This window comes from Yinghuangia sp. YIM S09857 (genome assembly GCF_051388915.1).
Classification (GTDB): Bacteria; Actinomycetota; Actinomycetes; order Streptomycetales; family Streptomycetaceae; genus Yinghuangia.
The window spans coordinates 1-9,461 of record NZ_JBPKBH010000046.1; the positions used below are offsets into that span (position 1 = coordinate 1).

The 9,461-nt window shown below is 71.9% G+C and carries 10 protein-coding genes and 1 pseudogene; 7 read left to right on the top strand and 4 right to left on the bottom strand.

Going from position 1 to position 9,461, the window contains the following annotated elements; genetic code table 11:
• Positions 1 to 482: 482 nt before the first annotated feature.
• Positions 483 to 1,049 carry a hypothetical protein gene (locus ACRX5S_RS40805; protein WP_436778361.1) on the top strand — a complete coding sequence of 189 codons (567 nt, stop codon included), beginning with the start codon at positions 483 to 485 and terminating at the stop codon, positions 1,047 to 1,049.
• Between the two features lie 313 nt (positions 1,050 to 1,362).
• Here the strand turns inward: ACRX5S_RS40805 and ACRX5S_RS40810 are convergent, their stop codons facing one another.
• The 3 genes from ACRX5S_RS40810 to ACRX5S_RS40820 all read right to left on the bottom strand — a co-directional run bounded on the left by ACRX5S_RS40810 (position 1,363) and on the right by ACRX5S_RS40820 (position 2,974).
• Positions 1,363 to 1,569 carry a DUF2795 domain-containing protein gene (locus ACRX5S_RS40810; protein ID WP_436778362.1) on the bottom strand — a complete coding sequence of 69 codons (207 nt, stop codon included), beginning with the start codon at positions 1,567 to 1,569 and terminating at the stop codon, positions 1,363 to 1,365.
• 87 nt (positions 1,570 to 1,656) lie between these two features.
• Entirely contained in the window at positions 1,657 to 2,046 is a 390-nt protein-coding gene (locus ACRX5S_RS40815) for an STAS domain-containing protein (RefSeq protein ID WP_436778363.1), read from the bottom strand.
• Positions 2,047 to 2,419: 373 nt separating this feature from the next.
• Positions 2,420 to 2,974, bottom strand: coding sequence for a hypothetical protein (locus tag ACRX5S_RS40820; RefSeq protein WP_436778364.1), 555 nt, complete (start codon positions 2,972 to 2,974; stop codon positions 2,420 to 2,422).
• 643 nt (positions 2,975 to 3,617) lie between these two features.
• Here ACRX5S_RS40820 and ACRX5S_RS40825 point away from each other — a divergent pair.
• From ACRX5S_RS40825 to ACRX5S_RS40850, 6 genes are all read left to right on the top strand, one after another.
• Positions 3,618 to 4,940 (top strand): hypothetical protein, encoded by a 1,323-nt coding sequence (locus ACRX5S_RS40825; protein WP_436778365.1) that lies wholly within the window; start codon positions 3,618 to 3,620, stop codon positions 4,938 to 4,940.
• Positions 4,937 to 5,335, top strand: coding sequence for a hypothetical protein (locus ACRX5S_RS40830; RefSeq protein WP_436778366.1), 399 nt, complete (start codon positions 4,937 to 4,939; stop codon positions 5,333 to 5,335). Before ACRX5S_RS40825 ends, ACRX5S_RS40830 begins: the two co-directional genes overlap by 4 nt.
• 468 nt (positions 5,336 to 5,803) lie before the next feature.
• Positions 5,804 to 5,935: a hypothetical protein gene (locus ACRX5S_RS40835; protein WP_436778367.1), complete on the top strand. Its 132-nt coding sequence runs from the start codon at positions 5,804 to 5,806 to the stop codon at positions 5,933 to 5,935.
• A gap of 518 nt (positions 5,936 to 6,453) precedes the next feature.
• The gene (locus ACRX5S_RS40840) at positions 6,454 to 7,401 is read left to right on the top strand and encodes a helix-turn-helix domain-containing protein (RefSeq protein WP_436778368.1); all 948 of its coding nucleotides are present in this window, start codon (positions 6,454 to 6,456) and stop codon (positions 7,399 to 7,401) included.
• A gap of 285 nt (positions 7,402 to 7,686) precedes the next feature.
• Positions 7,687 to 7,860: a hypothetical protein gene (locus ACRX5S_RS40845; RefSeq protein WP_436778369.1), complete on the top strand. Its 174-nt coding sequence runs from the start codon at positions 7,687 to 7,689 to the stop codon at positions 7,858 to 7,860.
• Positions 7,861 to 8,511: 651 nt separating this feature from the next.
• A complete protein-coding gene (locus ACRX5S_RS40850) occupies positions 8,512 to 8,703 on the top strand; it encodes a DUF397 domain-containing protein (protein ID WP_436778370.1) in 192 nt (63 codons plus the stop codon).
• A 396-nt stretch (positions 8,704 to 9,099) separates the two neighbouring features.
• On the opposite strand, the pseudogene ACRX5S_RS40855 reads toward ACRX5S_RS40850, so the two are convergent.
• Positions 9,100 to 9,461, bottom strand: a pseudogene (locus tag ACRX5S_RS40855) (hypothetical protein); the annotation flags it as partial.

Here is a 9,461-nt window from a genome sequence, read left to right on the forward strand (position 1 = left end):
CCCCCCCCCCCCCCCCCCCCCCCCCCCCCCCCCCCCCCCCCCCCCCCCCCCCCCCCCCCCCGCCCCGGTGAATCCCCCGCGCCCGGAGGCCCGACAGTGTGCCGGGACCAATGGAGATGTGACGGCGGCCTGTGGCAACTCGACGTGAACTGACCGGTTTTGATCAGGCGCGGCGCCGCGTCTGCGCGGCTGAAGGTGCCTACCGTCGGTGTCAGGGAAGGCGTGCGGCGCACGGGCCTCAGACCGGGGCTTCGCACGGCCTTTCGCCCGCGTGCTCCTCACTCCCCGTGTCGGCGCGCGGCCTTCCCGCACGGCGGCCCCGGACGTCCACCCCCGAGCGTCCGGGCCGCCGCACCTGTCACGGCCCGGCAGTCGACCACACCGCCGGGCCGCCAACCGGCGGGTGCGAGCCGCAACCAAGGCGTGACCCGCACGACGGCCACCGAGCGCGGGGTGGGTCGTTGGGCACGGGCGTGGAGACCATGGGACAGCAGACGCAGGAACACCCCGCAGCCGAGCACCACCCGCTCGGGTTCGCGCACGCGGGCTACGCGGCGGCCGTCGGGGAGGCGATCGCCCCGCTGGTCGAGCACGTGACCGTGGTCGTCGACCACGCCCCCGGCCGCGCGGTGACCGCCGAAGGCGGCACCGACGCCGGACTCGCCGCCGTGCCGGTGCTGGGCATCGCGGTTGAGGTCCACGACGGCCCGGAGCCCGCGCCCGGCAGCGACCACCCGCCCGCGTGGCTGCGGCTGACCTGGAACCAGGTCGACGGCTGGTCCTACCAGTTCCCGCACGAGGTCGGCCGGTTCGCACCCGAGCACGGCCACCAGCTGATGGACGCCCGCGTCCCCGCCCCGCACGACCTGGCCGGATGGCTCGCCGCGGTGATCCAGCCGCGGTCCGCCGCATGGCGCGACACAGAGACCGAACCCGCCCCGGACACGGTCCTGGCACCCGAACTGGCCGCGCTCGTCGACGACGGGGTCGTCACCGCGGCGATGGCCGCGCAACTGGCGGTGTACCAGCGCCCGGTGCCGTCCCGGTGAGGGGAACCGCCGCGTCGGCGGGGCCGGCGTCGTCGTCGCCGTAGGGGCCGTACGGCCCGTGTTCCCCGGGACCGGCCGCGCCGAGGACGACGGCGCCGCCTTTGCTGCGATGCGGGCCGGGATACATCCAAGGCCTCCCCGGTGCTGCGTGCGCGTGCGGTGCGGCCCGGCCCCGGCTCCTGCGCGTCGGGGCCGGGCCGGGTGTGGCTGCCGGATCGACCGTACCCACCGGGCGGGCGACCACGCGGCGAACGGCGAGGACTCCACCCGGCAGGCGTAGCAGCACCCGCAGCTCCGGGCGTGCTCGCGTTGCTCACGGGCCGGGGTGGTTCTTGGCGTGGGGTCCGGCGATGGCGGCGCTGACCTGGTTGGGGCCGCAGATCGGCCGGTCGGGCAGCGCGGCGAGCGCGGCCACCAGATGCGGTGCGGCGCCGCGGTTGCGGGCGTGGGCGGCCAGGTCCGCGGGCCGGGCCGGATAGCGGGCGCCTGCGAGGGCGTGGTGGATGGCCCGGGCGGTCACCTCCGGGGCGTGGGCCCGGGCTCGGCCGGGTGGCGTTGTGCTGCGCGGGGGCGTCGTCTGCGTGCGCTGGAGCGGCGTTCACGGCGGTCACGGCCTCGGTTCGGCGGCGGCCGCCGGTACGGTGCGCTCGGGGAAGAGGTGGGCGGTGCCGGTGAGTTCGAGGAGTCGGCGGACCTGTGTGCTCGCGGTCACCGTGACGGTGGCGCCGGCCTGGGCGGCGATGCGGTGCGCACGGACCAGGGCGTGCAGGCCGGTGGAGTCGCAGAAGGTGATCCGGGACAGGTCGATGTGCAGTTCGGCCGGGTCACTGCGGAGCGCGGTGTCGGCGGCGGTACGCAGCCCGGCGGCGCTGTCGAGGTCGATCTCGCCCGCGGCGACGATCAGCGCGAGGCCGTCCATCACGGCGCAGTGGACGGTGAGGTAGTCCTTGCCCTCGGACTCGCGCGGACGTGCGTGAAGCGGGGTGGTCGGGGTCATCCGGGACTCCTGCCCAACAGGCCCGTGCCTTCCTCGTGCCCCGAGGCCCGGGGCGCATGCTGTGCACGGGCAGGGCACCACGCGCGTCGGCGCGCGCCACCCCTTCCACCATGCACCCCCGCCCCGCGAAAGTCAGGTGGCGACGCGACATCGCCCTGCCGCGTCTGCCTGCGGCTTCGCGACGCAAGGCGCCGCGGGGCGGTGTCGGGACCTCCGCCGGAGAGACGTTGTGAGAGGACGCGCACGGGCCGCGGACCGCGGGCAGCACGGGCAACTCCTCGCGTCGATGGCCGCGTCGACCTGGTCGCGATCAACGCGGACCGCGTGGTGATGGTGTCTGGTTGATCCTCGTGCTGCTCAGCGCAGCACCGGGTCATGGAGAGTCTGTGGAGCCGCTGCGGGGTTCCAAGAACCGGTCCGCGAACGCCGCGCTTCGGTACCCGGCGAAGCCGTCCGGCTCGTCAGGCAGCGGCCGTCCGGTCAGGAACGCGGAACACAGATGCTGCACGAAGGTCACCGCGTCTACGGCGTGTCTCACTCGTTGGTCGTCCGGTGCCGACCGGTATTGCGGAATGCCGGGGTCGGCGAGATTCACCACTTGCATGGCGTTGCGCAAGGGCTCGGCAATGGTGTCGGGCAGCACCTTGTGTTCGCGCCACAGGGTCTGGGCCAGGGGGTCGACTGTCGCGTAGAACTCCGGTGTCAGGCTGCCGCCGTGCGCCCGCACATGGGCGAGTATCGCGTGGTCGGCGTCATGGGCGGCGGTCCAGCACAGCAGAACGCTGTCCCGCTCCCAGGTCTGTCGGTCGTTCTCACGTTGCAGCTCGCGGGCGCGGTCTTCAACCCGGCGGGCGTTGCGGGCCGACCACCACAGCGATGGCCAGCCGACGACCGCGCCGGCGGCTGCGCCGATCACGACTTCGAGCATTGCCGCGGCCTTCCGGAGCCTTCTCGATTCGGTACGCGTCGATCCAGCACGCTTCCCCCCCAGGGTGCTCGTGATCCGGACACAGACCGGCTCGTCCCCTTCGCGCCGGTGCGACGCGGGTGTGCTCGGTCCCGGATGCCAGGAGGCTAGCGGGATGCACGCTTTCGGCGGAGGCAAACGCTGTGCTGGCGGTGAACACGCCCGCAGGGACCCGCTGGGGCAGGGTCGACCGCCCGGTGAACGGTGGTGGCAGATCCACAGCCCGCGTTCGGCAGCCCGCCTGAGAGTGGGCCCGTCGCGCAGGTGCGCGTGGACGACGCCGACGCGCTGCCCGCCTACCCGGCTGTACGACCGGACTCGCCTACCTGCGCGGTGTCTCGCCGCGGGCCTGGGCCGCGCGCCGTGTCGGGGCGCCGCGACAGCACCCCGACCGCGCGGGCCTCCTCGGCGACGTCCCCGAACCGGATCGCGCTCCGGGATCTTCTGCGCGGCCCCTGCACCCCTCTTCGCGCACCGGACCGATGTGCAAGAAGAGGGGATGTCGGGTGAAACTCCGATCGCCACGTGTCAGATATTGCCTGCCCCCCCTATTCATGTCAGGGAAAACCTGACGTCACGTCTGTGGCGGGCCTAGCATGCGGTGATGGCTGCGAACCGCAAACCCGCGTCCACGGCCGCCGCTTCGACGGCGCCGACCGACTACAGCGACCGGGCACTGGCGCGGATCGCGTTGTCGGCCCACGCCGCCACTTTGGCGCGCCGAGCCGCCGCGCTCATCGATCCCTTGCAGGACCCGCCCGCCGATCCGGACGCGACGCTGCTGATCCAGGCCGCGAACCTGGTTGCCCTCGCCGCAGGGGCCCACCGTGCCGCGGTGGTGCACGAGCGGGCACGGGGCGCCGCCTGGTCGGAAATCGGCCGCCAGCTCGGCGTCGCCCGCCAGACCGCCCAGGAACGCTTCGGCTCCGCCGTCGAGGACTGGACACACCGCCTGGCGCAGGACCGCTCTCCCGCCGTGCTTGACCCGACCGTCCTCGGCCGCGTACTCCGCCGCCGCGCGGACTTCGACGCCGTCGTCGATTTCCTGAACCGCGAACGGCACTTCCTGCACCCCACAGGCGACCGGGCGCCGCTGGCGTTCGACGAAACCGCGCTCGCCGACCGGATCGACGAGGTCGCCGCCGGGCGCGACGAAGCCGCCGCGCAGCCCGACACCAGCCCCGACGCCGCCGCGAGGTACCGCGAAAACGCCGCCACCGACCGGCTGTACGCCGCGGAGCTGCGCGCCTACGCCGCGCGCGACGCCGCCGCGCGGGCGGCGTCGGAGGCGGACCGGCCGGTGCGGCTGCTGCCCGAGGACGAGGCCCTGGCCGAGTTGCTGCGCTTGGTCGACGAGCCGTTGCTGTCCCGGCTGCGTCTCGTCGAACCGGACGAGGCTGAGGAGCTCGGGCAGTGGAGGATCCCGGACACCTTCGCGCTGGAGCGCGCGTACAGCGCGTTCGGCCGCGTGCGGGCCGCCTTGCCCGAGCCGGTACGCCGCCCCCGCGAGGGCGACGCATCCGCGAACTGGCTGGTGGCGCCGGACGGCACGCGGACACTGGTCCCGCTCCACGCGGTCTGGATCGACCCGGCCGACCTCGCGGTGCTGTGGCAGGCGCTGGAGGAACTGCGCTCCGCGCTGGCCGACGCACGCGACGACCAACTCACCGAACTGCTCGATCAGGTCTGCGACACCGACAGTGCGAGCCGCGCCCTGGGCCCGGCCGAGCTGGTCGACGCGCTCGCCCGGCTCCTCGCCGTGCTCACCCACGCCCCCGACCCCGAACTGGCCCACGCCCTGCGGGCCCGGGCCGACGGCGACACCCTGGTGCTGGACCCGACCCAGTACGCCGCCTACCGACGCCTCGCCGAGACCTGGACCTTGTTGCTGCGCAGCGGCCGCGAGGGACTGGAGCGCCGCCGATGAACCACTGGGACGCGACGACGCTGGTCGTCCTCGACAAGACCGACGACCAGGGCCAGGGCCAGGGCCAGATCGAGGACGGGCTGAGCCGGCTCGAGGCCTACCTGAGCAAGCGCGCCGACCACCACGACCAGTTCCGCGACTACGATGGATCGCAGCGCAACTCACGCGACGCTGTTCGTCGATGCATCGCAACCGGACCCCGGCAGTGTCGTTGGCCAGTCATGACGTCCGCACACGGCAGGCACCGCCGGGTCGCCGTGCCGAACACCGCCGAACTCACCTTCGATGTCCCTGCTACCGCGACCACCACCGAGGGCGGACCTGCCGCGCAGTTGGCCGCCGCCGACGCGGTACGCGCTGCTGTCGACGCGCTCGGGTTCGCCGAATCCCGCTGAGACGTTCACACCTGGCGCGCCGCGCACGCCGCAGCCCTGGATTTGGTGGTACTCCTGGGCGGGATCGGCCCCGGTGCCGAGGCCCTCCTCAACTCCGCCACCACCCTCGACCACGCGCGCCGTCTAGTCGACACCACCCACGACCGGTACCACTAGAGCTGCTGAGCCCGACGTCCCGGGCATGGATGGGATCGAACCCGACGAAGCTCCCGACCCGGCCGCGCCAAACTGTTCTCGATCCGCGGCCTGACGCGGCCAAGTCGATGGGTCCGGTTTGGAGTTCCGGCCGTTTGGGCGTCACATGCAATGTCGCGACCCGCCTGCGGGCCGCGGTCGCCGCCGGGCATGGCTCCGCTCCGGGGCCGCCACAGGGTCAGCCAATCGTGCCGCCTCGCTCAGGGCCGGCACCGTGATCAGGCATCCGGGGCTTCCCGACGACGGACTGCTCGGGGCGTACTACGCGGCCACGTGCTCGGCAGCGCGGCGGGCTTCGAAGAGGAAGCGGCCGAACTCGACGGCACGGAGGTGGAGCAGAACTTCACCGGCATGGGCCAACTCGTGGAGGCGCTTCGCCAACCGCCTCCGCGCGCGTGCCCCTGACAGTCATGCCGCCGCTCCGCCCCGGAGCGACTCCCGGACAACTGACCGCGTTAAACGCCTGGGTCAGCTTCGTACCCCACCCCCGGGCCATCGCGTACAAGGCGACGAGCGTACGAGGGAGCGTTGCCGCGAGGCACTGACGCACCGGTTCAGGCACGAACGCGGCTAAATATCGGTCAGCTTGCTCCCCCACTCCAGAGTGTCTCTGCGGCTGTGCAGCAGCTCGCACGCTGACAGCGACGCATGGTCCGCTGCGCTCGTAGGGCACCCTGTCTGGCGGGTTGCGGCTACTGCCGAGGTGGGGCCACCCGCATCGACGGTGGCGCCCTTACAGGCAGACTGTGCAGCAGGGTTGGAAGTCACTGGAAGAATCTGCACGTGCAGATGGCAAGAGATTTTCGAGATTGCACGCGCGTTCGGGGATCTTTGCGTAGCCTTCTGCTCCGGGACCACGGAGTGCCGTGGTGTGCCTGGTCGATGGGGCGACAAGCGGCTCATGGAAGCGGAGGGCTGCCCAGGTGGCAGGTGGGAGCGACCCGATAGACGGGCGGCTGCTGGTGGCGTCCGAGTTGCGCCGGGTTCGGGACGACACCGGTCTGACGCAGTCCGAGGCGGCAGACCAACTCAGCTGGTCGGCCTCGAAGATCGCGCGGATCGAGGCTGGGCACGTGGCGGTGTCGCGTACCGACCTGATGGCCCTGTTGTCGGTGTACGCGGTGAAGGGCCAGTTGCGGGATAGCCTGCTTGCCGCCAACGACACCAGCCGCCGGACCCGGACTTGGTGGAGTCGACACAGCCGGGTCCTCAGTCCCGCATTGCAGCAGCTGCTGCGCTTCGAGTCACAATGCGAACTGCTGCGCCAGTATGAACCCTTGCTGATACCTGGGTTGTTGCAGACACGTGACTACGCGCGCGCGGTCATCGGACAGCACACGAGTGATCCGGGCACGGTCGAGACGTTGGTGAAGGTGCGACTGCGCCGGCAGATCGAGGTGTGCGGGCGCCCCGCGCCACCGCTGTTGTGGTTCGCATTGGACGAGGCCGCGGTGCGCCGCGTGGTCGGGTCACCCGAGTTGATGGCCGACCAGCTCGAGCACGTACTGGCCCATGCCGAGAAGGCCCATGTGACGGTGCGCGTGGTGCCGTTCGACGCCGGCGTCCACCCGGGGTTGCGCGGGCCTTTGGCGTTGTACGGACTGCGCGCCGAGCACGGCCGCTTCGTGGTGTATCAGGAGTCGTGGGCAGGTGGGATGTTCACCCGCGACGAGCCCACGGTCGATCATGCCCGGACGGTATTCAACAGGCTCCACGCCATTGCGCTCGACGCCGAGGACAGTGCGGTGTTCCTGCGCGATGTGGTCGGCGAGATGCGCGAGAAGGCCGCCCGGCGCGCCGAGGTCCGAAAGGAGGCCGCGAAGGAGCGGCCGACCGCGACGTTGCCGGCGGGGTGGTCCGCGCGGCCGTGACCCGAGGGACGGCCGCACGAGCTGACGCGGCGGCCGTGTGGTGAGCCGGGGAGTTCCGTGCACCCAAGGGTGCGCATCTTTTCGCGGGAGAGACTCGAAGTGACCACCTCGGCCGGGGCGGCAACACCCGACCCCGCGGACGAACCGCCATCGGACGGCGACCGCGCCTGCGGCACGGCCTCCCCCGCGTGTGCCCCACACCGTGCGACGCGATCACCGCGGCGGGCGCGGGCAGGGGCTTGGCTGCGGCGGCGGTGGGACAACCCTGCGCAGCGCATCGTGCTGGTGCTGCTCGGACTGGTCGCCTTCAGCGGGGTGTTCGCGTCGGCGTGGTCCTTCCTCTCCGAGCAGCCGCGGCATCTGCTGGTGGGCACCGTCGTCGTGGCGGTCACGGCATTGGGTGGCAGGACCGGGGCGCAGCGGTACCGCCGCCGAGGCCAGCGGCCCGGTCGGCGTTGACCTGTCCGTACTGTCTCGGCCATGGCGGTGAGCAGAGATGCGGGCGACCGGCGGGCGAAGGGGCGCTCCCGGCATGGGAGTTATCGGTCTGGATCGGGTGGGGTGGGAGTGGGCCAGTAGCGTTCCAGTAGTGCACCGCCGCACCAGGCCGCGGCGAACGATGTGCCCAGGGTGAGGACCGCAACGGCGAGCAGTCCGGCGGTTCCGAGCCGTCCTGTCACGTGTTGATGCAGCAGTACCCCGCCTGCTGCGACGACTCCGCCGAGCCACACACACCCGATGACCGCGACGGTTCTGCGGGACCAGCGGTGCGCGATGACGGCGGAGGCCTGGCGTTCGGCTGGGCTGCGGGCTGTCACGCATCCTCCCCACGATCCGTGCGTGTCACCACTGTAGGCATCGTCCGCGTGGGTCTTTCCCCGTTTGTCCGCAGATAACGCTAAGCCGGAATAATCCGTCCGCTTCCGCACGATCGAGGTTTCTCCGGATCCGAGTATGGCGAAGCGCGCCCCCGTACGCTTTCATGACGGGCAGGAAAACCTGTTGCCGCCGCGCACACCCTAGCCCGTCCCGTTCCAGGACCGGAAGTACGCCTGGCGCCAATCCCGTCCGCATACTTGTATCACTGAACGACCATGAATCGGGGGCCTCATGGAAACGGCTGCGGAATCAGGACTGCCACGCTGGCGGGTCAGCACCGCGTCGGACCACACCAATTGCGTGCATGTCGGCCGCGGCCGCCACACGGTGCTGGTGAGGGACTCCAAGCGCAGATCTGCCGGCGTGCTCGTGGTCGCCGACGCGGTGTGGGTGCGGTTCGTGACGGCGCTGCCACAGCGGTGATCGACGGAACCGGGCGCCGCGCCCGGGCCGGTCGTGGGCCGATTCTGGTCCGCTTGTGGGCCGGTGGCGGGCGTCCGGCCCCGCCGACATGCACGGCCACGGACGGACCGTGACCCGAACGAGGGATCGCCGAGCCTTCCCCGACGCGGGAGCGCGGAGGCGTCTAGCCTTGCGTTGACACCGGTCCCCTGCGGTACTTCGTGGCAGCGGCCGTCGGCGGCGATCCCCCTGTGACGTCTGCCGGCGTCGCATGCGCGCCTTCGCGTTTTCCGCTCCGATCGGTAGCGTTAATGCGGATCGCTTAACCGCTGGATCTCCCCCGAAATTACCGGACGTGTGCCGGTTCTTCGCGCCGGAGTGCGATCCCGCTCACGTGTCGGGTGCGGCAGCTGCCGTTTACGACGCGAGGTACTCCTGGAGTTCCTTGTGGCAGAACTGGTAGACGCCGCCGTGATCCCGCAGCAGCCCGATATCCGATGCCCACCGCAGGAACGCCAGCAGCCGCCACGGCAGCCGACCGCGCTCCAGCACGAGCAGCACCACGTACCGCACCACGGCCGGGCACGCGGCCAGCCCGAGGCCCGCCCCGAACAACAGGGCCGGCCAGATCGCCGCAGATCCGAACATCAGGCTCCACCACGCCGTTGTCATTGCCGCGCCCACCAGGCCGACCCAGGCCCCGGACAGCAGTTGCGCGCGCAGCACCGCCCCGGGCGCCGGGAGGCGCCTGCGGCGTCCCGCGGGCGCGACGCACACCA

What these genes read in the sequence shown, in the direction of transcription:
- ACRX5S_RS40805 (WP_436778361.1), top strand. Translation starts at nt 483, where the DNA reads ATGGGACAGCAGACGCAGGAACACCCCGCAGCCGAGCACCACCCGCTC.
- ACRX5S_RS40815 (WP_436778363.1), bottom strand. Translation starts at nt 2,046, where the DNA reads ATGACCCCGACCACCCCGCTTCACGCACGTCCGCGCGAGTCCGAGGGC.
- ACRX5S_RS40820 (WP_436778364.1), bottom strand. Translation starts at nt 2,974, where the DNA reads ATGCTCGAAGTCGTGATCGGCGCAGCCGCCGGCGCGGTCGTCGGCTGG.
- ACRX5S_RS40825 (WP_436778365.1), top strand. Translation starts at nt 3,618, where the DNA reads ATGGCTGCGAACCGCAAACCCGCGTCCACGGCCGCCGCTTCGACGGCG.
- ACRX5S_RS40830 (WP_436778366.1), top strand. Translation starts at nt 4,937, where the DNA reads ATGAACCACTGGGACGCGACGACGCTGGTCGTCCTCGACAAGACCGAC.
- ACRX5S_RS40850 (WP_436778370.1), top strand. Translation starts at nt 8,512, where the DNA reads ATGGAAACGGCTGCGGAATCAGGACTGCCACGCTGGCGGGTCAGCACC.